The organism is Paenibacillus sp. FSL L8-0494 (assembly GCF_038003695.1).
Taxonomy (GTDB): domain Bacteria; phylum Bacillota; class Bacilli; order Paenibacillales; family Paenibacillaceae; genus Paenibacillus_AQ; species Paenibacillus_AQ odorifer.
Genome location: NZ_JBBOPQ010000001.1, coordinates 1357745 through 1380930 on the forward strand (window position 1 = coordinate 1357745; position 23186 = coordinate 1380930).

The window sequence follows — 23186 nt, forward strand, 5'->3', positions numbered from 1 at the left end:
GGACCATGCTTAGCGTACAGGGGATCAATGTATATTATGGGGCTATTCATGCCTTGAAGGATTTAAGTATGGATGTAAAAGAAGGCGAGATTGTAACTCTAATCGGCGCAAATGGAGCAGGCAAGTCCACATTGCTTAAGACGCTTTCGGGACTGCTGAAACCCAAAACAGGCAGTATAGATTTCATGGATAAATCTATTACGAATCAGAGTGTTCAAGCCATCGTAAAACAGGGGCTTATTCATTGTCCGGAAGGCAGGCGTGTATTTGCTAATATGTCTGTGGAAGAAAATCTGGAGCTAGGAGCTTTTTTACAAGATTTTGGCAGCTTAGCTGCTGATTTTGCCAAGGTCTACTCCACCTTCCCGCGTCTTTTAGAAAGAAAAAAACAGCTTGCCGGCACATTATCCGGCGGGGAGCAGCAGATGCTTGCTATGGGGCGTGCGATGATGGGGCATCCCAAGCTTTTATTATTAGATGAACCCTCGATGGGGCTTGCTCCATTACTCGTTCAGGATATTTTTCGGATCATCCAGGAAGTAAATGCCTCTGGAACAACAGTGCTTCTTGTAGAACAAAATGCCCATCAGGCGCTTAAAATTGCTCATCGGGCTTACGTTCTTGAGACGGGCAGAATGGTGCTTGAGGGAGATGCCAAGGAATTTGCAGATTCGGAAGAGATCAGAATGGCTTATCTGGGTCATTAATTCATCGGCTAGTTCATAACAGCATCACAGAAAGAACCTATAAATTATTTATTTTGGGAGGCTGGAAGAGGATGAAGAAAATCGGGGCCATATTGCTGACTGCGTTACTGGCTGGTGGATTGCTGGCAGGCTGTGGGAACAAGACAGACAACACTACTGCTGAAGGTGGGAATGCTGGTGGAGGGACCATCAAGATTGGAGCAGACCTTGAGCTTACAGGCGGCCAGGCTTCCTTCGGTGATTCTGCACTCAAAGGGGCAAAGCTGGCGGTAAAAGAAATTAATGACGCAGGTGGAATACTAGGCAAAAAACTTGAACTGATTGAAGCGGATAATGCCTCCAAGTCGGAAGAGGCGACACGCGCAGCGCAAAAGCTGATTACTACCCATAAAGTTGTAGCTATTATCGGTGCAACTACATCTACGAATACACTCGGGATTGTTCCCGTTGCTCAAGAAAAAGGCATCCCGCTGGTTAGCTCCTCAGCCACCAATCCCAAAGTGACAGTTGATGAACGTACTGGAGATTTGAACGAATGGGTATTCCGGGCCTCTTTTATTGATCCTTTCCAAGGTGAAGTAATGGCTAACTTTGCTAAGGATACACTTAAAGCGAAGACGGCTGTTATTTATACGGATGCTTCAAGCGATTATTCCAAAGGGCTGCAGACCTTCTTTAAAGCAACGTTTACTAAGAACGGTGGCTCTATCTTAAGCGAAGAATCCTATCAACAAAAAGATTCTGATTTTAAAGCTGTATTAACACGTATTAAAGAAGCTAATCCCGATGTTATTTATCTTCCAGGCTATTATGAGGAGGTCGGCAAAATCGTAAAGCAAGCTCGCGAAATGGGGATCACCGTTCCGTTTATGGGCGGGGATGGCTGGGATTCACCTCAACTGGCTGAGATTGCCGGAGCGGATGCCCTAAACAATACGTTTATGTCCAATCACTATTCACCTGAAGATAGCTCGCCAGAAGTAAAATCGTTCGTAGATGCCTTCAAGGCTGCTAACGGTGATCTTGTTCCAGATGGGATGGCTGCGCTTGGATATGATGCTGTGAAACTAGTGGCAGACGCCATTACACGTGCGGATTCCACAGAACCTGAGAAGCTGAAGGATGCACTGGCGGGGACGAAGGATTTACAACTGGCCACGGGTAAAATCACAATGAATGAAACGCATGACCCGGTAAAAGCAGCTGTGGTGCTAAAGTTTGTAGATGGGGTACAAACCTTTGAGGCAAAAGTAAATCCATAAGCGTTGTGATTAGAGGCGCGTACCTTTATTGGTGCGCGTTTCTTTTAGTTTAAACTTTTTTCAAAAAAAGGCTTGTCAAAATTCTTATGGTTTGATATACTCATTTTTGTTGTGACAAGAAAATAACTTGTAAAGCATGGCCCGTTGGTCAAGGGGTTAAGACACCTCCCTTTCACGGAGGTAACATGGGTTCGAATCCCATACGGGTCATATTATGCGGTAGTGGTGGAATGGCAGACACGCTATCTTGAGGGGGTAGTGGGTGTATACCCGTGGAGGTTCGAGTCCTCTCTACCGCATACAAATAAAAAGTAAGAAACCCTTTGTTCGCAGAGGATTTCTTACTTTTTTTTATAAGATCAGAAGTGAAATTCAGTGGCCTCAGGTCATCTCTTAAAAGCCCCAGCATACTGGGGATAGAGCTGTCTTATGCAGTCTGGGCAGATATCATGGGTGAATTGCAAAGAAAGCTGATGCTTTAAGAAATGTTCAATGGTGATCCATTCATCCTTGGGATTACGAATACATTTACAGGAAGCACAGATTGGGATTAGCTCAAAAGATGATGGTAAGGTTGAACGGAGGTTTATGATCTCCGGATGAAGAGGTTCTTCTTTATAGGGGCCCACATCATATAGTGAAATTATAAAAGTGGCTTCTGGGTGCGGATCTGAGAGAAATGGATAGATCTCCAAACGGAAGATTCGTTTCCCTTTATTAGCGGTTTGTATGGAGAATTCGGAAGTATAAACCTGATGCTCTCTGCGGAGTATATATTTCACTGATTCATAAAGCTTGGCCCATTGATCGGGATCGATAATCACATCTTGCATGAGCTCTGAGTAATACGCACCAATCCATTTCTTATTAGTAGAAAGACCATATTCATGACTAAAGGCCTTCCACCTACTGTTGGTGAACTGGATAATCCCATGACTGTTGATCACCACCGCATTGTGCGGTAAAGCTTCAAGTGAATGGATAATGGAAGATGATAAGCATTTTGACAAAAGTCACCGCTCCCTCCTAGAGATCATTCAGGATGATAAGTTAACAAAGGGGGCCAGACGGTATTCTAACAGATACTTGTCACCTGAGTCGCCTCTTATCGTCACTCCAGCCATATGATATAATCGGATAATACATAACAATACTAATTATATACTTTTTTACGTTATTTTGCAATAGGAAATTACGTAAATAAGTAATTTATTTTTAGATGGAGGGCGATTCACCGATGCAGACCATATACGAACGTATAGAATACCTGATTAAGCAGAAAGGTTTGACCAAAAAATCATTCTGTGAGCAGTTAAATATCAGCACAGGTAATATGGGAGATTGGAAGCGGGGGAAGACTACTCCAGGAACACATAAGCTGATTGAGATCGGTGATTTTTTTCATGTTAGTCTGGACTGGCTTATTCTCGGCAAAGATACACCGGATACTGTACGAGAGAGCGGCGTAGACTATGATTTGAGTGATGTTCAGCTATCGGAAAGCCGAGTAGATGAATTGCTTCCAGCAGAAAAGAATTTTATCAAGGAATATATAGCTTTTGCTGAATATCGTAAACAGAAAATGGTCGACGAAGAATCTTAAAATCTGTATCTTTACTTTTGAGAAAAGTACATTTATAATAATGAATGTTGACCTCAAACAAATTTATGTTCTATGTTTAACACACCGCGCGGTAGTGGTGGAATGGCAGACACGCTATCTTGAGGGGGTAGTGGGTGTATACCCGTGGAGGTTCGAGTCCTCTCTACCGCATACAGAATGAAGAAAGAGGCCTTGCGATGCAAGGCTTCTTTTTTTGTACATTCCTCAATCACATAACCTACTTCTTTACAAGCGGCACGCATAGATTGGCTTCGAATCCTTCATCATCCGGACCGGACTTCTCCGTGTATTGGATGTAAAAGACTCCATCAGGGTTGAACTTATAACCGGAATCCGGCAGCCATTCATTATGTATATAATTCCAGGTGTGTTGAAAAGCCAACTGAGGGAAACCTTTTGCAGTAAATATAGCATAGGTAGACGCAGGAATTTTCTTATGAACAAGGCCTTCAGGGATACAATCTAACTGCTCGACTTCAACACCAAGGAAAAAATCAGTATCCCATGCGGTATGCTCCCACAGTTTAGGCACGGATGTACGGTTCTGAAATAGACCGAGATAACAACCGCTGCTTTGAACTTTTGTGGGTATAGCATCAAATTTTGCATCAATATCCAGCTCGCCAAAAACATATTCCCAAAGATTCGCGTATGGCTCCCCGGATGAGTTTACATTTGCCCAGCCAATAACATTTAGTTCGGGTATATCAAGCAGTTGAACAGTCACCGATTATCCCTCCCAGAAAAAATATTCCAACAATATTATAAAATATTCCAAGAGATTAAAGGGTGCTGATATATAGCGATATTATGACGTTCTTTCAAGTTGAAAAGGATACTTTACCGCATAACAACAGGGGGGGGCTGTGTGATGTGGTGAGTATCCTTTTACTAAAGAATTATTTTAAAAGCTTGGAAATATCGGATTCGATCTGCTGTGGAGTGGTTTTAGGAGCAAACCGTTTTAGAACACGGCCATCTTGGTCAACTAGAAACTTCGTAAAGTTCCATTTCACGTTTTTTGAGCCTAAGACACCAGGGGCTTCCTTAGATAAGTATTTGAATAATGGATGTGCTTCATCACCTTTTACATCAATCTTCTCGAACATAGGAAAGGTTACCCCATAATTAATCTCACAGTATTCCGCAATTTCATCACTTTCGCCAGGCTCTTGTCCAGCAAATTGATTGCTTGGAAATCCTAATACTTCGAACCCGCGGTCCTTAAACTTCTCGTACACTTCCTGAAGACCTTTATACTGGGGAGTAAATCCACATTTGCTGGCAGTATTCACAACCAGGAGTACTTTACCTTTGTACTTTGACAATGATTCCTCTTCACCCTTAAGAGTGTTGACCTCAAAATCATAAATACTCATGGATGACACCTCCATAGCTAATTTAAGTTTTTAACAATTTAATTGTACACTATTTATGGTCTGGAGCCAAATAAGAAAGTATTATGAATCATTCCTCATCTTCGTTTCAAATCATACCTGTTGTTTAAAGTATAAAGTATGAGCATGACCAATACAGCTTGATGAAGGAGAAGATGACTCATGAAAGCATTATACACAGCAACTACAACAGTCCATGGCGGTCGTGAAGGCTCCATTGAATCCTCGGATGGCGTGTTAAAGCATAATCTAAGCATGCCTAAAGAGCTTGGAGGACCGGGAGGTTCTGGTACCAATCCAGAGCAATTATTCTCGGCTGGTTATGGAGCGTGTTACGAGAGTGCACTAGCGAATATCGCTCGTAAAGAGGGCGTGAAACTCCATGACGTGGAGGTAACTTGTAATGTGTCCATTGGGAAGGATGACAGTGATGGAGGCTTTAGACTAGCTGTGAGAATGGATGTGAAGCTGCCAGGGATTGAGCATGACAAAGCAGAGGAACTGGCGAAGAAGGCTCACGAATTCTGTCCTTACTCCAAAGCAACCAGAGGTAATATCGAGGTTGAATTAAAGATTGTTGATTAAATGTATCTGTATATATTTTATGGAAATAATGGCTAAATAGAGACGTAAATCATAAAAGAGTAATAAATAGCTGCCGTGTTAGGCGTCTTTGGTTGACATCACCCTTAAAATTCTTTAATATGTCTAAGTATCTGAGAATGTGCCTGCGTGTGCAATTTACAACCAAAAATTTAAATAATGGGTGATGAAGATGTCTTACAGACCGAATATTACGAATGTGACCAAAGCCAGCAGCAACGATAAGGAAGGATTGTACGAGTTCATTATCAAGCTTGCTGATGGAACGGAGTGCCGCGCGTTTTATCATCGGTTTCCGGAATGGAAAATGACGAACATCAGCCGCCTGCTTAAAACTCCATGTCCAATTTGCCGCAAAGATTTCATCTGCAAATGCATGGAGGCATTCACTGCTGATTTCGAAGGGCAAATGATCGGGGATCAATGGATTGAGAAAGCAATCGCAGAATAATTAAAGAACGGCACTTGATGGCGCGGGAGGATATCCCGCGTTTTTGTTTACCCAAAAAAGCAGAAATTTACGCCTTTAAGACGGAGGGGGAGCCATGAACGAAGAACTGAACCTTATGAAAGATAAGTCCATTGTATTGATAGACGGAGTGTGTCATCTTTGCCAGGGGGTAGTTCGTTTCATTATCCCGCGTGACCCCGAGGCTAAATTTCTATTCGCACCTTTACAGAATGAAATTGCGGCAAATCTAATGAAAGAGTCCGGACTTCAGCCTGGACAATTAAACACGGTGATTTTACTGGAGAACGGAGTGTATTATACAGAGTCGGCCGCTGTGCTAAGAATTGCCCGTAAATTGAGATTTCCTTGGCCTGCCGCATACGCGTTCATCTTAGTACCACGCCCATTACGCAATGCCCTTTATCGGTATATAGCTAAGAACCGCTATCGTTGGTTCGGACGTGATGAGCAGTGTATGCTCCCTACCCCAGAGATCAAACGGAGATTTTTGTAAACCATAATCTGGGAGAATGTTATAATGAAACTATAAATTGGTATAGTTTTTTCATATTATGACTAGGGGTGAACGAATAGTGAAACGGAAAGGGCTTCTGCTTTTTATAGTCATGTTGTTATCTTTAAGTATGATCGGTACGGCCTCAGCTGCCCCCAAGCTTCGTATTATGGTGAACAATTCAAGTGTGGATGTTGGTGTGCAAATCGTGTCGGGGCAGACGCTGGTTCCGCTGAAAGCTTTTGAAAGATTCAAGAATACTTCTATTCAATGGGATGCCAATACCAAGCAAGCTACGATTGCTAGAGATTCTATGAAGATTAAGCTTACGGTTGGTTCACGGACGGCTTGGAAGAACTCGGAAGCTGTACAATTGGATGTATCGGCCAAAATAGTGGATGGAAGAGTAGCGGTACCCCTGCGATTTATTGCGGAGGCTCTTGGAGCGAGAGTAACAGTAGATGCTGCTACGAATACAGTCTGGGTTCAGGAACGGGCCAATGCTAAACTTGTGCAGAATTATAATAGTAATGACTTAGTTGTTTCCCGCATAGCTGCTTTGCAATTCCCGGTTGAAGAAAGAGAACCCTCCAAATTGACGGGTGATAATGAAGCATTGTCCATGACGTATTATTTTCCTGAAGGCAGATCTGATGGTTATTTTATAATGTATGGACATTTCGTAAAGTATTATGAGATCAAGGATAATATTGTAAAAGTAGTTTGGGAAGCTGATCTGGATATGTCCAAAGAGGCTACAAATAAAGATTTTACCGCGATATTCGGTTACCCAGTTGCGAAGGAATATGGTAAAGCACCTGTTCTAGCTCCATCTTATGCCTCTTTTTATACGAGTGTTTGGGGAAGTCAGATTATTTATGGAATGGTTCATGCGGATGGAACTACTAAAGTTTCAGGACAGTCTCTGACTTGGGACGATACTAGAAAACCATTTGTCGTGGCTATACCTGGAGAGACCAAGCTTCAGTAATATATAAGTCAAATAAATATGGAGATGAATTATGAATAAGGGGAAACCTAAAGGTTTTATGCGTTTTGATTGGCCTTATCATTTTGTAACTATGCCGCTTGCGCTGATTATATTTGTATGGTCGGGAATTTATGTCGTTCAGGTGTTACGTGATGATGGTGCTTTAACAGTGCCCTTGCTATTATTTGGTTTATCTCTATGCCTGTTATTTGCGATTACTCGAATTCGAATTTATGCGACAAAAAATCAGGATCGAGTAGTGAGGGTGGAGGAGCAGTTCCGGTATTTCCGATTGACAGGTGAAGCATTAAATCCAGAGCTTGAATTAGCTCAGATTATTGCGCTTCGGTATGCAGGAGATGAAGAGTTTCCGGCACTATGTCAGCGGGCGGTGAAGGAAAAGCTTAGTCCTGCCGATATCCGGTCTGCCATCAAGAATTGGCGTGAAGATACGATGAGAGTCTAAAAACCACTTGATGTGCGAAAAAACTTATTGCTGCCTTCTTATATATATGCTACTATAGCTGTAAATTAAAGGGATAGTAACGGAAGCACCGTTCAATGTACCGTATCCACGGTTATTGTCGGTGCTTTTTTGCTGTCTTTTTTTTGATAATATTTATAAATTTCTTACGAAAGGAGAGAGGTTTTATGGCGGCAAGGATTGTACTCGCAGTGCGTGAAAGCCAATATATCGAACCATTGCTACACTATCTTCATCATAGTGAGTATGGAGAAATGCTGCGAATTACGGCTTTTAGCCGGCTGGATGCTTTTATCGAATTTATGAGGGGAGAGGATATGCCGGATGCTGTTGTAGGTGACGTTACTTTTATCGAGGCTTGGCTTGTGGAGGGAAGAAATAAGGTGCCTTGGGCAGTTTTGAGTGAGGAGGGTGCTTATCTTAGCAGGAGTTCTAAGAGCTTGGCTGGAGGCATTATGATTGCGAAGTATCAGGCGCTGCCTTCTCTGCTAGGAGCATTTCTTCAGCTATGTGAAGTGAAACGAGCTAGAGGTTCCTCTGTATTAGATGAAACGCTGCTGCTCGGTATCGTCTCCTCAAGCGGGAACACGGGCAAAACCACAGTAGCTATGAATATGGCTAAGCAGCTAGGTGAAATGGGGCTTTCAGTCTTTTATTTGAATCTTGAAAGTGTGGACAGCAGTGGATTATTTTTGCGCCCCCCTGCAGGGGATACGCCTGGACTAGAGCGGCTCCTTTATGAAATCAAAGCTAGTCGAGATAAGGGCGGAGCCGATACGATTGATTTGGGACAATACGTCATCAGGTATGATCACCTTCGAAGCGCTGCATTTAGGCCAATTATTAATGTAAAAGAAATGCTGCAGATGACTACGCAGGATACGCTAGATTTATTGGGGCTGTTGGTTGCCGAAAGGAATTTTGACGTAGTGATTGTAGATACCGGCAGTATTGAAGAAGAACGTGCCAAAGCTGTGTTACATAAATGCGGAATTCTATTGTGGGTAGTTAGAAATGATGAGGTAAGCATTCATAAGACCATGAGATGGCTATCCCATTGTAATGCTCCTAATTCTGGTATGCCCTCCCAAGTGATGGATAAAAGTAGATTTGCAGTGAATTTTGCTGCAGATGGTTTGGAGGTGTGGGCACCTCCCGAAGGGATAACCGTTGAAGGTGTACTTCCATATATCCCATCTTGGACACTGCAGCATCGTGAGGAGCTTTTTCTGAACTCACCACAATTCCAAAGGGAGATCTTACAGCTGTGCAAGCAGATTATAGAACCGTCGCTTCCGCAAGTATTCACTGGTAAGGGTTTACATGAATGAGGAAATGTTTAAGGCACTTCGTAGTGACATCCGGGCAGGATTAGATGTTACTTCTGCAGTTGGAAATCGTGAACTCACCCAATATATTGAAAGGACAATTTTGGACAGCGAAAATCTGCGTTATTTAACAGCACAGGAGAAACATGAGCTCGTGAAGAGATTGTTCGATTCTTTTCGAGGGTTGGATGTGCTTCAGCCCTTAGTGGATAATCCGGCGATCACTGAGATTATGATTAACAGCCATACTGAGATTTTTGTAGAAGAGGAGGGGCAGATTCGTCGTCTTCATTTGGAATTTGAGTCCAGCAGCAGGTTGGAGGATATTATCCAGACGGTTGTATCCGGTGTGAACCGGGTTGTAAATGACTCTTCTCCTATCGTTGACGCTCGGCTAAAAGACGGATCGCGTGTAAATATCGTGCTTCCGCCAGTAGCTCTGAAAGGCCCAGCGATGACTATTCGTAAATTCCCAGAAACACCGATGACGATGCAGGATTTAGTCCGTCGTGAAGCCTTAAGCTTGGAAGCCGCAGAGCTGCTGCAAATTTTAGTGGCTGCTAAATACAATATTTTTATTAGTGGCGGGACCGGCTCTGGGAAGACTACTTTTCTTAATGCGTTATCTCAGTATATCCCCCCACAGGAGAGGGTCATTACGATAGAGGATTCCGCTGAACTGCAGATTGTAACCGTGCCGAACCTTGTTTCACTGGAGACCAGGAATGCCAACACGGAAGGTAGAGGGGAGATTTCCATCCGAGATTTGATTCGTACTTCCCTGCGAATGCGCCCCAACCGGATTGTTGTGGGGGAGGTACGGGGAGCGGAATGTCTCGATATGCTGCAGGCGATGAACACCGGACACGATGGAAGCTTGTCTTCGGGCCATAGTAACAGCGCACACGATATGGTCAGTCGACTGGAGACGATGGTGCTGAGTGCTGCGGAGCTTCCGGTAGCTGTTGTTCGCCAGCAAATTTCATCGGCAATTGATATCTTTGTACACTTATCCCGTCTCCGTGATCGTTCCAGGCGGGTGATGGAGATCAGTGAGGTTGCGGGGTTGAAAGACGGGGAAGTGATCTTGAATCCCTTATATGAATTTCAAGAAGCTGGTGAACGAGAGGGAAGGGTGCAAGGGGGGCTGCTTCCCTGTGGTAACCCATTGTTGCATACAACGAAGCTTAGGATGGCTGGTGTAACCTCCTATCCATTGGCTCAATAGAGATTCAAAATTCCAGAAGGGGGGAGGTCATGCTTAAGTTTAAATTTGTTGCTGCAAAGCCTGTAGAAGCGGATCCTGACGGTCCTTCGTTATTACCAGATTATAAGGTATACGAATTGACCTTGCTGCAGAGGATTCTGACCTTTATTGCAGGTGGACTGCTGATGTATGGAATTGGATATCTTTTTTATCATCATTGGCTGCTGTCGTTGCTGCTTATGCCGGGCGGAGCTTATGCCCCGCATATACTGCGTAACTATCTACTGAAAAGACGTCGAAATGCACTGAATTTACAATTTAAGCAGACGTTATTTTCGCTGTCTTCCTCCCTTTCAGCTGGGCGTTCGGTGGAGAATGCATTCCGAGAGGCGGTTCAGGATTTACGTATGCTCGACCCGGAGGGAAGCAGTGATATGATCTCCGAGTTAAACATTATCTGTGCACGCATGGAATATGGACAGCCTGTGGAAGAAGCGCTGCGGAACTTTAGTGAAAGAGCGGGAATGGAGGACATCGAGCGATTCGCGGATGTGTTCTCGGTCTGTAAACGTACTGGTGGTGATCTTGTAGAAGTGGTGCGCCGTACATCAACGATTATCGGTGAGAAGCTGGATATTCAGCAGGATATTGCTGTAAGTATTGCTCAGAAGAAATTTGAGGCTAAGGCACTGCTGATATCTCCGCTGATCATGGTGATGTTTATGAGTTTGACGGCTGGAGATTATATGGAGCCAATGTATACAGGAGCGGGTATAGCCATATCGACATTAGCTCTTGTTGCTTTATTCCTATGTTATCTCTGGACTACTAAAATAATGGACATTCCACTGTGAAGGGGGTGAAAACATGCGCTGGCTATGTGCGGTGGTTACTGTTATTTTGCTGATAGTCTGGGTTCTACTGCGAATTCAATGCGGCAACAGATATGTCGCGTTACGCAGTCTTCCTATGGAAGGATTACGGCTTCGGAAGTTAGGCGAACCGTTATTACTGCTTATTGAGAAGAGTGGTATCGCCAGTCGGTTTCCCTCACTGCTGTTCAGAATTCAGCGTTCTCTACAGCGCAGTTATGGGATGCGTTATAGCGCAGAGCGGACCCTGCTGTTCATGGGTGAGATGATAAGTTACAGCTGGCTGTTGCTTGTAGGTGGAAGCTTGATTACAGCATTTAGTGGCGAACAGGCAGGTATGATATTGGGTCTATTTTTGGCAATTGCTCTACCAACCGCTATGGTCAGTGATCTGCACAAAAAGGTGAGGGTAAGGGAGCAGAATATTATGCTCGAATTGCCAGAGCTGCTGAACAGTATTGTGTTGTTGGTTGGCGCAGGAGAGACCGTGCAACGAGCTATTATTCGCTGTGTGGAAAGCCACCGAGGGGATACGAATCATCCTCTGTATAAGGAGCTAATGACTATGACTAGTGAATGGGAGGGCGGATATTCCTTCCAGCAGGCGTTTGAAAATTTCAGCAAGAGATGCGCTGTGCAGGAGGTATCGGTATTCACAACGACAGTTTTGCTGAATTATCGCAGAGGTGGAGCGGATTTTGTGCTATCGCTACGTGATCTGTCGCGGATGCTGTGGGATAAACGAAAGGCACTTAGCCGGACGCGCGGAGAGCAGGCATCCTCCAAATTAGTTTTCCCGATGGTAGTTATCTTTTTAATAGTAATTGTACTGGTGGGAACGCCAGCATTTTTGATGTTAAAAATGTAGGAGGCTGAAGCTGATGGTATCAACAATGTTGGACAGTATGAAGAACTTTTGGGAAGACGAGGAAGGTTTAGGAACTTTGGAGATGATTTTGATTATTGCTGTCTTGATTGCGGTTGTTCTTTTGTTTAAGGACAAAATTCAAGAGGTAGTAGAAGCCTTAATTAAAACGGCGGGTGAAAAGAGCCAGGAAGTATTCGATTGAACAAGCTTAAGGGTGATCAAGGCAGCTTTACCATTGAAGCTTCACTTCTGTTGCCGATCGTCATGTTTATTACGATGCTTCTTTTGTTTTTTTGCTTGTATAGCTATCAGAAGTCCATGCTGTTGCAAGTGGCCTCAGGAGCTACTGAGCGGGCGGCTTACAACTGGGACAACAGTCACAAGGAGGTCTCTGGTTCTTACATGGCTGGTGAGTATGACTCCCTTTATTGGAGAATTGGGGATGATGCCTTGCTAGCCTCATTATTCGGTGGAGAAGCTGGCAGTGCTGGCGTGACAATAGAGTTGCCCGGTGAAGTATCAGAGAAGAGTGATTTGCCAGTGCTTAAACTGGGCCATTCGTCTACCATGATTCCGGACAATATGCCAGGAACTATGCGTTATGCTCACAGCCTTACAGGACGGAGAGTAAAGACCGAGTTAAACCGTCTGCTGAGCTTACCTGTGCTTGATAAGGTTCTATCGGATGAGGCTAAACCAACTGTTGAAGCCCAGTCTATCATTGTTGAGCCTGTTGAGTTTATTCGTACGGTCGACCTGATGCGTTATTTCGGAGCTAAATTTAAAGGGGGCCCTGAGGGCAGTGGATCAGCAGTTTACATGGATAAGAAGGATGCTTCTGCTATGCTGACCAAGCTTCAGGATAAGTAAAATCTCTGCTCAAGGGAGGGGGTTTTAATGAAAAGTAAATTTACCGGTTGTCCTGCTAAGGGCAAAACAGAAGGCTCAGTTACAATTTTTCTAATCATGGTGCTGGCTTTCGTCTTTCTTTTTACTGCTGTGCTGATTGATTATGCGCGAATTGCTGCGTTCAACGTTCAGGAGGAACGATTAGCGAGAGCCAGTGTCCGCTCTGTTATGTCTTCATATCATGTTGAATTACGAGAGAAGTACGGTTTGTTTGCATTTGGTGATAGCAATGGAGATATGCTGCTGTCCAAAGTGCTCAACGAAAATTTGCATAAAAGTGGGCGGGGGGATACGTTCAATCTCTTACCCTTTGCACTGGAATCCTCCTCCTTGGAATGGAGCCGGCCGCTGGGAAGTTATGATGTTTTTCGTCATCAAATACTGGAAGAGATGAAGTATAAGGCTCCGGTAGATTTCGCCTTGGAGCTGGCAGGTAAATTCAAACCGCTGTCAGGCGTAATGGCAGAGGCCTCAAGAGCTACCGAATTACTTAGTAAGCTGCAACCTTTATATGATGAACGTGAAGAGAATTTGGATCTAATGTTAGAGAGGAGAAGCCAAGCGGCGGAGAGTGGAAGAAGAATACTGCTATGGATTATGAATCCGCCCGGGGATTCTATCTCGGCCCATTCGCTCGGAAGCATGCAAGCAGCCGCGGATATACCAGCACAGTATAGTGACTATCTCGGGAAATATTACGACGATCTGTATCGTGATAGTGAAAAGCCTGCAAAGTACACTTATCAGTTGGCACTTTATCAGAGCCGAACTTCAGAGATGTTATCGCGGCTCCCAGCCTTATTAACAACCTTTCGTGAAGAACATGGACAATCAATGGAGGAAGCGAAGGATGCGTTAAACAAGGCGCAGCAATTGAATGACGAGATGAGAGATGTTTTGGCAGCTTCCCGAATAAGTGGCGTAAATCTGGCGGACGATCCTGCTAAAGACTGGGATATTCTGGGAAGTTCAGGGGAAATAAGTGCTGAGCCACTTAAAAAGCTGCATGAACAGGAAGATGCCTTGATCCTCTCTTCGGCTGACATTAGTAGTATGGAGAATAGTTTATTTATGCAACAAAGTGTGTACGAATCCATTGAACCGACGGTAACAGGATTGTCAGCAGAGCTGCATGAAGCTTTGGGAGTCAACGGCGATTCCTACCAAATGATTTCCTCTGTTCTAGGGGCTTCGCATGTAGTGGACAACTATTATAAAAAATACGGTAAGAAGGGAAGTGTTATCGCTAGTGATTTGGCTTTTCTTGAACAGCATCGCAGCTCGGATAAAGCACGTAAGCAAGTAGAGTGGGAAGCCAAATCCAAGCTGGGCGAGGTTAGAGCACTACTGAACAAGATTAGAATGCTAGGTAGCGGAGCGGCAGCTTCGATGGAACGTTATCAAATCCTTCATCAATTTTATGAGGACAATGTTTCATTTAACAATGGATTGGAGTCTCAATCCTCTGATAAATCTGAAGTATCCTCAGATCCCTATGCTGCTGGAAGTTCGGCGATGAAGGATATTGACGGGATTTATGCAGCAATGAGTGGCATTATGGGGGGCGCTAGAGACAGGCTTTTTCAAACGGAGTATTCCGCGCTTTATTTTCAGCATTTTGATGTTTCAAAGTTAGCTAGTCTGGCACTGAATTCTCTGGAAGACACTAGTGAGCTCACAGATCAGCTTGATCCTCGCGCTCAGGAGCTGGAATACATTTTATACGGATTTCATAATCCCGCGGGGAATGTGGCCGCAGCCTATGCCGAAATATTCGCGATGAGGTTGTCCATTCGCACGATGGAAGGTTTTATAGAGAAGGCAACCTTGGGAAATCCACTGGCTGTTCTAGCGGCGGCACTGTTGTATGGAATCCAGCATGCCATTCAGGATATGTTGCAGCTTTGTGAGAAGGATGCGATTCCTTTATCTAAATATATGCCGGCGCAGCTGACTTACCGTGATCATCTGCGACTGTTCATGATAATGCATGGAGGCGGGGAAGTGCAGCTATCGCGGATGCTGGCTCTGATTCAACTGAACACAGGAATAAATCCAGAGGAAAGAAACACCTATGTATCATCGGACATTAAGCTCCAAATGCAGTTATGGTTTCTGCCAGGTGTAGTTAAAATGTTGAATTATACTGCTGGTTTTCCGGGAGATGTACAAGGGAATAAGTATCTGAGGGCAGTAAAAGCTGATTATTCTTATTAGCGGGAGGTTGGTAAGGAGATGGGGGATGGGTATGGAATCAGAGGGGAGGACAAGGAAGAAGGTAGCATGGTAGTAGAAGCGGCGATGATTCTTCCGTTCTTCCTGCTATTCGTCCTGTTCCTGATATCTATCGTACAGATGACCTTGTATTCGACAGCTTTGCAAAGTACAGCATCAGACACTGTAAAGTCTATTTCAACTCATATGTATCCTGCGGCTTTGGCGGTGCAGAAATGGGGAACATCCAGCGAAGTAAGTGATGATTCAGGGTGGGATGACAGTGATCATTCTGCTGGCCTGAATTGGACTATTCCTCGCTTGTCACTTACTGATTGGGGCAATAGTTATGCTGAGTCTTTACCCAATCCGTTAAATGAGTGGGTTATGTCCGCTTTAGAAAGTGGTGAGGGACCGTTGCAGAAGCTTCAGGCAGAGACCAGTGAAAGTGTACTTGATCTTGCGATCAAACCTTTATTGAAACCATACCTGACATCAGATTTACTGGATTATGAGCGAATTCATGTATCCAATGTTATAGTGCCGGAGCTAAATGAGGGTACTTGTCCATACCTTGGGCTAGTGGTTAGTTATAAGCTGCCGATGAAAGTCCCTTTTCTAAACCAAAGTATTGTATTAGAAGCAAGTGCTGTTGAACGTCTCTGGATCGGGGATACAGGAGAAGGCACAACCAAGGAGGGGAACGGTACTGGCCAACCAGAAGAATTCATTGAAATCTTAGAAAAGCCGAACCCGGCTGTAGCGAATAAGCAAGGCAAGGTTCGTGCCAGAATACCGCCGGATGCTTCTGCCAGCTTGTCAGTCTTTTATAAGAGCGGAGGCAGTACTGCCAAATATTTAGGCTGGAAACAAGCGGATGCAGATGGATATATCGAGTGGGAATGGAAAATTGGCGTAAATACCACACCGGGCTCGTGGCCGTTTGTTATACAACTGGATGACGGTAGATCTGTTGAGGTTATGTTCACAGTAGTGAAGTGAAAGGGTGGAAAAAGGAGTGTAATAAATGGCAGAGTGGGCATTTTGGGGATGTCTACCGTTTTTAGCAGCGGCACTTATTACAGATTTAAAGTCGATGAGAATACCAAACTGGATCACCTTGTCAGGCTTTTTCACTGGTCTGCTTGCACAAGGGGTGATAAATAGCTGGCATGGACTGCTGAGGGCTTTCGGGGGAGCTGCTGTAGGATTTACAGTCCTTCTGATCATGCATTTAATAGGGGCGGTTGGCGCGGGGGATGTTAAGCTTTTTGCTGGAATCGGCGCGTGGACAGGGATGTTTTTTACGCTGCAAGTCGTGATGTACTCCGTACTATTTGGAGCTTTAATAGGCTGGCTAATTGTTTTAAAGAGACGGGAGGCGATCAGTCGTTCGCGTAAGATCATCAGCAGAATTTCTGGATTCATTTTATGGAAGAGCCCGTTACTATTAAAAAATAACGATAGTGAACTGTTGAAATTCCCTTTCATGCTGGCTGTTATCCCTGGTTCCATATGCGCTTATCTATACTTTTAGTTCGGGAGCTGATGTTTGTTGTTCGGATTAACCCATGATTTTATACAACAGGATGGTATATATATGATCCTTGGTGAACCCGAAGGAATACCTGCGGAGAAGCTTAATTTGATTCAGGCACGCATGCTGATGAACACCGACATTCCTCATCATTTGAGGCTGTTACTTAGAGAAATAGATATGAAGGTTACTATGGAATACGCTGTTTTACGCAAAAAAATGCTTAGTCATCTACTCAAAGGAGAGAAGCTAAGTATGAACTCGTTTTACGGGTTATTGCTGCAAATTGCCCAAGGCATGGAAGATGGCAGGTTATATATGCTGCGGGCGGAACAGTATGCTTTGCATGCAGATTACATTTTTATTGAAGGGTCGTTACAGAGCGGTAAAGTATACCTAACCTACATACCCATTCAGGAAAATAAGTCTGGTTCAAAGCTTGGAGAGTCACTCAAGACACTGATTATGGTGTTAATGGCATCTATCACAGAGCTTACTGGCAGTGGTGTGCAAAGACTATTGCAATATTGCAGTGAAGAGGGATTTACTCCAGCTGGCTTAAAGATTTTTTTATCAGAGTTGCTGACAGAAAGAGAGCCCGTTACACCTGAAAGACAGCTTCATGAAGGCGTAAAAGAATATCTAGTGAAAGAGGCAGCAGCTCCACCATTAAGAAAAATATATGAGCATCGCGAAGATAAGGAATTGGAGCTGCAGCCGACTGCTACTCCTTGGATCAGCAGCTCTCCTAATCTTAAGATAAAAGAGGAGGAGAGCCTGTCTCTAAGCTTGGAGGATGAGCAGGTAACGAATCCACAAGCCTCAAGCTCAAGAACCTATATAGTGCTAGGGTTTCTATTAGGCGATGCACTACTGTGGAAGTTTCTATATTTGGATAGTCCCAAGCCGTTATGGCTTGCCGTCTGTGGAGTTGTGACGATTGTATTGGCTGTTTTAAGCTGGATGGTTTGGAGCGGAAGGCTAAAGGTTGGTAAAGAAGATGTTGATGGCCTGGGTGAGGATTCTGAAGATACTAACTGTAATCCGAGTCGAAAAGAATTGGAGTGGAATTTTGGCAGGAACCCTGTGACTTCTACGCGTTCTCCAGCAACAATTCCAAAGATAACTCCGCAATCCTCGGATTCAGCAGCTAGCGTTCCGGCGACACGTTATGAATCACTAGCAGAGGAACAAAGTTCTGTTAAAGCACCAGAAGCAATAGCTCCAACAACCTTATTATCACAGGAGAAACCGCCTGAGCAAGGACGACAAATCGAAAAGCTGGATCGGAGTATTCCTTATCTCCAAAGAAGCGGTGAGGAGGGCGAAGAGGCAGAGATGATCGAGTTAAATCGAACTAGCTTCATTATCGGCCGATCGGCAGAGGTGGCTCAATATGTGGAAAGATCAGAAGGCGCCTCTAGAGTACACGCTGAGATATCTAGAAGCACCAGCGGATATATTCTGAAGGATCTTGACTCCAGAAATGGAACGCTTTTTCAAGGTGAAGCCATGGTCCCGTATAAAGAGTATCCACTAACAGAGGGGACCACATTTAAAATTATAAAAGGAAGCTACACATTTCATACAGTATGAAGGTGAGTTCTAACGATGAATGTGGCTCTACAATTTTTGTTTTTTCAAATCTTCTAAAGCGACTTGAAGTGTAGGGAAGGTAAAGTCAAAGCCATGATTTAATGCCGCTGCGGGCAGGACGCGCTGACCTTTAAGTAAGATTTCGGATAATTCTCCGACTGCTGTTTTTAACAGGAAGGCTGGTAAAGGGAACCAATGTGGCCGTTGGTAGACTGTGCCGATCGTTCTGCCGAACTCTTCGTTCGTTACCGGATGTGGAGCAGTCGCATTAACAGGTCCGTTAATCGTTGGATTTTGCGTACAGAAATCAATTAGACGGACGATATCCGTCAGATGGATCCAAGAGAGCCACTGCTTTCCAGAGCCAATGTTTCCGCCAAAACCTAATAAATAAGGCAGCTTCATTTTGGGGAATGCTCCGCTCTCATTGCCGAGCACAACTCCGGTACGCAGCTTGATCACGCGGATATCATGGTAGGTTTCATCTGAAGCTTCTTCCCATGTCTTAACTACTTCTGAAGGGAAATCCATGACCTGGGCTGGTGAGGACTCATTAAAAGTATCCTCTAAAGAGGTACCGTAAATCGCCACGGCGGAAGCCTGAATGATTACGGAAGGCTTTTGCTTCATTTGATCTACTAACTTAGCTGCTGCGGAAACGGTTGCAAGTCGGGACTGCATAATCGCTTTTTTGCGACTTGGACTCCAGCGCTGGCTAAGGGAAGCTCCGGCGAGATTAATTAGGGCAGCTGCATTTTCCACTGGAGCGGGATTAGAACTTAGACTGTCCCAGGTGTGGTAACTCAGCTTAGGATGAATTGTTGTTGCGTCTTTTGGTAAATTCCGACCTACAATAGCAACTTCATTACCTGCTTGCAGCCAGTAATTTGCTAGTTCGCTACCTATAAAACCGGTGCCGCCACATATCACATATTTCAAAGGAGGGCCTCCGTTCTAAATCGTACAATTCATTAAAAATTACTTAAACAAATGCTGGTAAGCAGAGTAATCGATTTTATTCTTTTCGAGAAAATTGACAAGAAAACGGTTATCGCGCCGCGGTGTGGCAACTATGTAACCTTTAATACAGTGATCGCGAGTAACTTCTTTTGCATTGCTCTCGACTGCGATTTTTCCGATCTCGGCAGCAATAGAATGCTTCGCTATATCACGAAATGGCCCAGGTACAGGTTGAACAAGCTGGTCCAAAAAGGCCTTTGTTTCGTCACTCCAGAGCGGGCGGCTACGTTCCACCCAGTAATTTTGCCAGTCTAGCTTTGACTTTCCATCAGCTTTGGGCAGGACCTTTAGGAATTTGCGGAACATAAAAAAACCGCCGATACACATGGAACCAAGCAGCATAAATGTCCAGAAAGCGATAGAGTTCATAAACCAATTGCTCGGTGTGGATAATAAACCAAGTCCTGATTGGATAAACATGCATACACCACCTTTTGGCAATGAGGATTCTCACACGAATTATTCTCATATTAAAGTATAGCTTATTTCCAAAGTTTTGCGAAGCAGAACCCGGCATATTGGCCTCGTCTAGATTTATTTTTCCGATCACGGTAGAATAGGGGTTAATTCGTGAAGGAAAGAGGGAAGAAGTATGCTGAAAATAGGTTCACACGTGTCTTGCTCGGACAAGGGTCTTTTGACCGCAGCAAATGAAGCAAATGAGTATGGTTCCAGCTCGTTTATGATATATACAGGAGCGCCGCAGAATACGCGCCGCAAGCCGATTGATGCCATGTATCCCAGCGAAGGGAAGCAGGTTATGAAAGAAAATGGTGTAGAGGAGATTGTTGTCCATGCACCTTACATTATTAATCTCGCTTCCTATAAAGAGAATACGTATCAACTGGCTGTTGATTTCCTGCAAGAGGAAATTCGCCGTACCCATGCACTTGAGGTCAAGCATATTGTATTACATCCAGGTGCGTTCACTGATAAAGATGCTGAATATGGTATTCAGCGGATTGCAGATGGCTTGAATGAGGTGCTTGGAGGCACGAACGAAACGGAAGTGCATATCGCTCTAGAAACTATGGCTGGCAAAGGAACAGAGATCGGCCGCAGCTTCGAAGAGATAGCTTCTATTATTGCTAAGGTCGAACATAACGAACGTCTGTCGGTCTGTCTTGATACTTGCCACATTCATGATGCTGGCTATGATATCGTTAATGATTTGGACGGTGTTCTCAACAAATTTGATGAGACTATCGGATTGAACCGTCTTGGTGTAATCCACATTAATGACAGTAAAAATCCATGTGGCGCTCGCAAAGACCGTCACACTCCAATTGGCTCGGGTTGGATTGGCTTTGATACGATTAACAAAATCGTACACCATGAAAAGCTGGAAGGTCTGCCTTTCATTCTGGAGACCCCATGGATTGGTAAAGATGCTAAGACACAACGTCCGATGTATGAGGTGGAGATCGCTTTGCTGCGTGGTAATGTAGCTGAACGATTTGGAGCGGAATTCGTGCAGGATGTTGAAACATTACGTGAATTTTTTGCCAAGCAGGAGATCGATTCCCGTCAATATGTACTTAATGTCTGGGAGCTGCTGAAGAACGATGCCAAAGCTAAAAAAGCTGATCCACGTGAACCACTGGAGCGTCTATACGATGAAGTTGTCGCTGCCCAGCTGTTCCCGCAGCTAAGCGAGGAAGCTATTAATCATCGCTTAATTGCTTGGTTAGCAGGCAAATAAGTGCTCGTGAACGCTTAAGCTATACTTCAGATTGCGTATGTAGATGAGAGGATGGGAAGAGGGTCATGGAATTACACGTAAAAAGAAACAATTCGTCAGGTGTCGAGCATTATTCCAACCGGGCACGTATGCTCATTTCCTGTCCTGACGGACCGGGAATTGTGGCGGCTGTATCACACTTTCTGTATCAGCATGGCGCAAATATTGTGCAGTCAGATCAGTATACGATGGATCCAGATGGTGGAATGTTCTTTATGAGAGTCGAGTTTGACCTACCTGAATTAGGCGATCGTCTGGAAGAGATTCGCTCTCAATTTGGCGGAGTGGCGGAGCGTTTTAAGATGGACTGGAAGATCTTTAATGTTCGTCATAAGAAGAAACTTGCCATATTCGTCTCTAAAGAAGACCATTGTCTTGTTGAACTGCTCTGGCAGTGGCAAGCGGGCGATCTCGATGCCGATATTGCCCTCGTCGTTAGTAACCATTTGGATATGAAATCTTATGTCGAGTCGTTTGGCATTCCATTTCATCATATTCCAGTCACAGCGGATACTAAGGCTGAAGCAGAAAAACGCCAGTTAGAGGTCATCGGAGACGATATCGATGTTATTATATTGGCACGGTATATGCAGATTATTTCGCCGTCCTTTATTGAGCATTATCGCCATCAGATTATTAATATTCATCACTCTTTCCTGCCTGCCTTTATTGGCGGCAATCCATACGCCCAAGCGTATCAACGTGGGGTGAAAATTATCGGGGCAACTGCTCACTATGTTACTGAAGAACTAGACGGTGGACCGATTATTGAACAGGATGTACAGCGGGTAAGCCACAGTGATGATGTTATTGAGCTGAAACGGATTGGACGTACCATTGAACGTGTTGTTCTGGCTCGTGCGGTGAAATGGCATATCGAGGACCGAATTCTCGTCCATCAGAATAAAACTGTAGTATTTAAATAAAGGTATTCTCCGGTGAAAGCAACGATTATGCCCGAGGGCTTTCACCGGAACCCTTTAATTTAATAGTTCTCTAAATCTCTATGAGGTAAAAAAGCATTTTACCAGCAGCTTGGCTATTTATGCCAAGGTGCTTTTTGTCGTTCTCAAAAATCATGTAGTTAAGGAGGTGGAAGGTTTGTCGTTACAGCGGGGACGTTTGTTAAAACGTAATTATTTCTTCGCAAGTCTCATTTTGATTACTGGATTCGGGGGATTGCTAGGTTATGATCTCTATTTCAAGCCCTACGTGCTTTCCCAAACCGTGGTCAAAGTTAAGGTGGGAGCTGGGGAATCTCTACCTAAAAATTATGAGCTGAAAGCAAGTGATTTGTATCTGGATTCTGTTCAGACCAAGGATATACCCTCTGGTGTAATTACGGAAATCGCACAAGTGGAGCACAAAATTACGAATGTGAATCTGACTAACGGTAGTATTTTGACAGCATCACTGGTGGATGTTAGTGATTTAGAGCCTTTGCAGGATGAAGGTATTTTTCCTATTCCGAAGGAGGCTATTTATGCCATCAATGGTTCGTTGCGAAGCCGGGATAAGGTAGACATTTATCTTGTAGAAGGTGAGCGAGAGAAGCAGCGAGAGGCGCTTGGTTCAAATACAGGTAAAAAAGAAAACGAGGAGCAGGTGAAAGAACAAAGCTGGCTTAGCGATCCTGCTAAAGAGATCTTTTTATCTGGAGTCACTGTGAACTATGTACGAACAGAAGACAATAATGATGTGCAGGATTCTGAGAAAGGCAACAACAATAACCGATTCACTTCTACTGGCAAAGTGGCGACACCAGAATTGAAGCTGAAGAAAAGTGAGGGTCAAAGGCTAGGACAATTTTTGGAGCAGGGCAAAAAGCTTTGGATCGTACGGGTAGAGTAGGGGGGATTGC

The 23186-nt window shown here is 44.2% G+C and carries 26 protein-coding genes and 3 tRNA genes; 24 read left to right on the forward strand and 5 right to left on the reverse strand.

The features are described 5' to 3' along the window. Positions 1-5: 5 nt before the first annotated feature. From NYE35_RS06030 to NYE35_RS06045, 4 genes are all read left to right on the forward strand, one after another. Complete coding sequence (locus NYE35_RS06030; protein WP_341120388.1) at positions 6-707, forward strand: ABC transporter ATP-binding protein; 702 nt, start codon at positions 6-8, stop codon at positions 705-707. 71 nt (positions 708-778) lie between these two features. Further along, positions 779-1969, forward strand: a complete 1191-nt coding sequence (locus NYE35_RS06035) for an ABC transporter substrate-binding protein (RefSeq protein WP_036681667.1) — start codon at positions 779-781, stop codon at positions 1967-1969. 138 nt (positions 1970-2107) lie between these two features. Further along, a tRNA-Glu gene (locus tag NYE35_RS06040) sits at positions 2108-2179 on the forward strand. Positions 2180-2185: 6 nt separating this feature from the next. Continuing rightward, positions 2186-2268 (forward strand) — tRNA-Leu (locus NYE35_RS06045). Positions 2269-2355: 87 nt separating this feature from the next. Here NYE35_RS06045 and NYE35_RS06050 read toward each other — a convergent pair. Then, positions 2356-2979, reverse strand: a complete 624-nt coding sequence (locus NYE35_RS06050; RefSeq protein ID WP_051491199.1) for a hypothetical protein — start codon at positions 2977-2979, stop codon at positions 2356-2358. Between the two features lie 227 nt (positions 2980-3206). On the opposite strand from NYE35_RS06050, the gene NYE35_RS06055 reads away from it, so the two are divergent. Next, complete coding sequence (locus NYE35_RS06055) at positions 3207-3572, forward strand: helix-turn-helix domain-containing protein (RefSeq protein ID WP_036681672.1); 366 nt, start codon at positions 3207-3209, stop codon at positions 3570-3572. Positions 3573-3660: 88 nt separating this feature from the next. Then, positions 3661-3743, forward strand: a tRNA-Leu gene (locus tag NYE35_RS06060). Between the two features lie 67 nt (positions 3744-3810). Here the strand turns inward: NYE35_RS06060 and NYE35_RS06065 are convergent. Further along, positions 3811-4320, reverse strand: a complete 510-nt coding sequence (locus NYE35_RS06065; RefSeq protein WP_341120390.1) for a GyrI-like domain-containing protein — start codon at positions 4318-4320, stop codon at positions 3811-3813. A 172-nt stretch (positions 4321-4492) separates the two neighbouring features. Beyond that, positions 4493-4972 (reverse strand): glutathione peroxidase, encoded by a 480-nt coding sequence (locus NYE35_RS06070; protein WP_036681674.1) that lies wholly within the window; start codon positions 4970-4972, stop codon positions 4493-4495. Positions 4973-5152: 180 nt separating this feature from the next. On the opposite strand from NYE35_RS06070, the gene NYE35_RS06075 reads away from it, so the two are divergent. From NYE35_RS06075 to NYE35_RS06145, 15 genes are all read left to right on the forward strand, one after another. Continuing rightward, positions 5153-5575 (forward strand): organic hydroperoxide resistance protein, encoded by a 423-nt coding sequence (locus NYE35_RS06075; protein WP_036681676.1) that lies wholly within the window; start codon positions 5153-5155, stop codon positions 5573-5575. 190 nt (positions 5576-5765) lie between these two features. After that, a complete protein-coding gene (locus tag NYE35_RS06080) occupies positions 5766-6044 on the forward strand; it encodes a hypothetical protein (RefSeq protein WP_036681678.1) in 279 nt (92 codons plus the stop codon). 94 nt (positions 6045-6138) lie between these two features. Further along, positions 6139-6558 (forward strand): thiol-disulfide oxidoreductase DCC family protein, encoded by a 420-nt coding sequence (locus NYE35_RS06085; protein ID WP_341120393.1) that lies wholly within the window; start codon positions 6139-6141, stop codon positions 6556-6558. Between the two features lie 79 nt (positions 6559-6637). Then, positions 6638-7549: a copper amine oxidase N-terminal domain-containing protein gene (locus NYE35_RS06090; protein WP_036681681.1), complete on the forward strand. Its 912-nt coding sequence runs from the start codon at positions 6638-6640 to the stop codon at positions 7547-7549. Between the two features lie 31 nt (positions 7550-7580). Next, positions 7581-8015, forward strand: a complete 435-nt coding sequence (locus NYE35_RS06095) for a DUF6526 family protein (protein ID WP_036681683.1) — start codon at positions 7581-7583, stop codon at positions 8013-8015. A 185-nt stretch (positions 8016-8200) separates the two neighbouring features. Then, complete coding sequence (locus NYE35_RS06100) at positions 8201-9364, forward strand: hypothetical protein (protein WP_051491201.1); 1164 nt, start codon at positions 8201-8203, stop codon at positions 9362-9364. Continuing rightward, positions 9357-10589: a CpaF family protein gene (locus NYE35_RS06105; RefSeq protein WP_076104851.1), complete on the forward strand. Its 1233-nt coding sequence runs from the start codon at positions 9357-9359 to the stop codon at positions 10587-10589. The genes NYE35_RS06100 and NYE35_RS06105 overlap by 8 nt, the downstream gene beginning before the upstream one ends. A gap of 29 nt (positions 10590-10618) precedes the next feature. Continuing rightward, on the forward strand, positions 10619-11422 hold the full coding sequence (locus tag NYE35_RS06110; RefSeq protein WP_326048255.1) for a type II secretion system F family protein: 804 nt from the start codon (positions 10619-10621) through the stop codon (positions 11420-11422). Between the two features lie 13 nt (positions 11423-11435). After that, positions 11436-12308, forward strand: coding sequence for a type II secretion system F family protein (locus tag NYE35_RS06115; RefSeq protein WP_036681688.1), 873 nt, complete (start codon positions 11436-11438; stop codon positions 12306-12308). A gap of 13 nt (positions 12309-12321) precedes the next feature. After that, a complete protein-coding gene (locus tag NYE35_RS06120) occupies positions 12322-12510 on the forward strand; it encodes a Flp1 family type IVb pilin (protein ID WP_036681690.1) in 189 nt (62 codons plus the stop codon). Then, positions 12507-13178: a TadE family protein gene (locus NYE35_RS06125; RefSeq protein ID WP_094902977.1), complete on the forward strand. Its 672-nt coding sequence runs from the start codon at positions 12507-12509 to the stop codon at positions 13176-13178. Before NYE35_RS06120 ends, NYE35_RS06125 begins: the two co-directional genes overlap by 4 nt. Positions 13179-13205: 27 nt before the next feature. Further along, positions 13206-15434, forward strand: coding sequence for a hypothetical protein (locus NYE35_RS06130; RefSeq protein WP_341120397.1), 2229 nt, complete (start codon positions 13206-13208; stop codon positions 15432-15434). Positions 15435-15452: 18 nt separating this feature from the next. Next, a complete protein-coding gene (locus tag NYE35_RS06135; RefSeq protein WP_076147974.1) occupies positions 15453-16433 on the forward strand; it encodes a TadE/TadG family type IV pilus assembly protein in 981 nt (326 codons plus the stop codon). Between the two features lie 25 nt (positions 16434-16458). Beyond that, positions 16459-16968: an A24 family peptidase gene (locus tag NYE35_RS06140; RefSeq protein WP_076099045.1), complete on the forward strand. Its 510-nt coding sequence runs from the start codon at positions 16459-16461 to the stop codon at positions 16966-16968. A 63-nt stretch (positions 16969-17031) separates the two neighbouring features. Next, the gene (locus NYE35_RS06145) at positions 17032-18564 is read left to right on the forward strand and encodes a DUF6382 domain-containing protein (RefSeq protein ID WP_341120399.1); all 1533 of its coding nucleotides are present in this window, start codon (positions 17032-17034) and stop codon (positions 18562-18564) included. 27 nt (positions 18565-18591) lie between these two features. Here NYE35_RS06145 and NYE35_RS06150 read toward each other — a convergent pair whose 3' ends face one another. Then, the gene (locus NYE35_RS06150) at positions 18592-19503 is read right to left on the reverse strand and encodes a TIGR01777 family oxidoreductase (protein ID WP_445321945.1); all 912 of its coding nucleotides are present in this window, start codon (positions 19501-19503) and stop codon (positions 18592-18594) included. A gap of 39 nt (positions 19504-19542) precedes the next feature. Beyond that, positions 19543-20004 carry a DUF2621 domain-containing protein gene (locus tag NYE35_RS06155; protein WP_036681700.1) on the reverse strand — a complete coding sequence of 154 codons (462 nt, stop codon included), beginning with the start codon at positions 20002-20004 and terminating at the stop codon, positions 19543-19545. A 172-nt stretch (positions 20005-20176) separates the two neighbouring features. Here NYE35_RS06155 and NYE35_RS06160 point away from each other — a divergent pair, with 172 nt between their 5' ends. From NYE35_RS06160 to NYE35_RS06170, 3 genes are all read left to right on the forward strand, one after another. Continuing rightward, complete coding sequence (locus NYE35_RS06160) at positions 20177-21286, forward strand: deoxyribonuclease IV (protein ID WP_341120401.1); 1110 nt, start codon at positions 20177-20179, stop codon at positions 21284-21286. A gap of 65 nt (positions 21287-21351) precedes the next feature. Continuing rightward, the gene (gene purU / locus NYE35_RS06165) at positions 21352-22251 is read left to right on the forward strand and encodes a formyltetrahydrofolate deformylase (protein ID WP_036681703.1); all 900 of its coding nucleotides are present in this window, start codon (positions 21352-21354) and stop codon (positions 22249-22251) included. Between the two features lie 175 nt (positions 22252-22426). Further along, positions 22427-23176: an SAF domain-containing protein gene (locus NYE35_RS06170; RefSeq protein WP_341120403.1), complete on the forward strand. Its 750-nt coding sequence runs from the start codon at positions 22427-22429 to the stop codon at positions 23174-23176. Positions 23177-23186: the final 10 nt, after the last annotated feature.

Bases quoted from the DNA above. Each gene is read 5' to 3' on its own strand.
- NYE35_RS06130 (WP_341120397.1), top strand. From the start codon at position 13,206: ATGAAAAGTAAATTTACCGGTTGTCCTGCTAAGGGCAAAACAGAAGGC.
- NYE35_RS06035 (WP_036681667.1), top strand. From the start codon at position 779: ATGAAGAAAATCGGGGCCATATTGCTGACTGCGTTACTGGCTGGTGGA.
- purU (WP_036681703.1), top strand. From the start codon at position 21,352: ATGGAATTACACGTAAAAAGAAACAATTCGTCAGGTGTCGAGCATTAT.
- NYE35_RS06115 (WP_036681688.1), top strand. From the start codon at position 11,436: ATGCGCTGGCTATGTGCGGTGGTTACTGTTATTTTGCTGATAGTCTGG.
- NYE35_RS06155 (WP_036681700.1), bottom strand. From the start codon at position 20,004: ATGTTTATCCAATCAGGACTTGGTTTATTATCCACACCGAGCAATTGG.
- NYE35_RS06030 (WP_341120388.1), top strand. From the start codon at position 6: ATGCTTAGCGTACAGGGGATCAATGTATATTATGGGGCTATTCATGCC.
- NYE35_RS06095 (WP_036681683.1), top strand. From the start codon at position 7,581: ATGAATAAGGGGAAACCTAAAGGTTTTATGCGTTTTGATTGGCCTTAT.
- NYE35_RS06160 (WP_341120401.1), top strand. From the start codon at position 20,177: ATGCTGAAAATAGGTTCACACGTGTCTTGCTCGGACAAGGGTCTTTTG.
- NYE35_RS06080 (WP_036681678.1), top strand. From the start codon at position 5,766: ATGTCTTACAGACCGAATATTACGAATGTGACCAAAGCCAGCAGCAAC.
- NYE35_RS06070 (WP_036681674.1), bottom strand. From the start codon at position 4,972: ATGAGTATTTATGATTTTGAGGTCAACACTCTTAAGGGTGAAGAGGAA.
- NYE35_RS06120 (WP_036681690.1), top strand. From the start codon at position 12,322: ATGGTATCAACAATGTTGGACAGTATGAAGAACTTTTGGGAAGACGAG.
- NYE35_RS06145 (WP_341120399.1), top strand. From the start codon at position 17,032: ATGATCCTTGGTGAACCCGAAGGAATACCTGCGGAGAAGCTTAATTTG.
- NYE35_RS06055 (WP_036681672.1), top strand. From the start codon at position 3,207: ATGCAGACCATATACGAACGTATAGAATACCTGATTAAGCAGAAAGGT.
- NYE35_RS06135 (WP_076147974.1), top strand. From the start codon at position 15,453: ATGGGGGATGGGTATGGAATCAGAGGGGAGGACAAGGAAGAAGGTAGC.
- NYE35_RS06140 (WP_076099045.1), top strand. From the start codon at position 16,459: ATGGCAGAGTGGGCATTTTGGGGATGTCTACCGTTTTTAGCAGCGGCA.
- NYE35_RS06110 (WP_326048255.1), top strand. From the start codon at position 10,619: ATGCTTAAGTTTAAATTTGTTGCTGCAAAGCCTGTAGAAGCGGATCCT.
- NYE35_RS06100 (WP_051491201.1), top strand. From the start codon at position 8,201: ATGGCGGCAAGGATTGTACTCGCAGTGCGTGAAAGCCAATATATCGAA.
- NYE35_RS06075 (WP_036681676.1), top strand. From the start codon at position 5,153: ATGAAAGCATTATACACAGCAACTACAACAGTCCATGGCGGTCGTGAA.
- NYE35_RS06085 (WP_341120393.1), top strand. From the start codon at position 6,139: ATGAACGAAGAACTGAACCTTATGAAAGATAAGTCCATTGTATTGATA.
- NYE35_RS06105 (WP_076104851.1), top strand. From the start codon at position 9,357: ATGAATGAGGAAATGTTTAAGGCACTTCGTAGTGACATCCGGGCAGGA.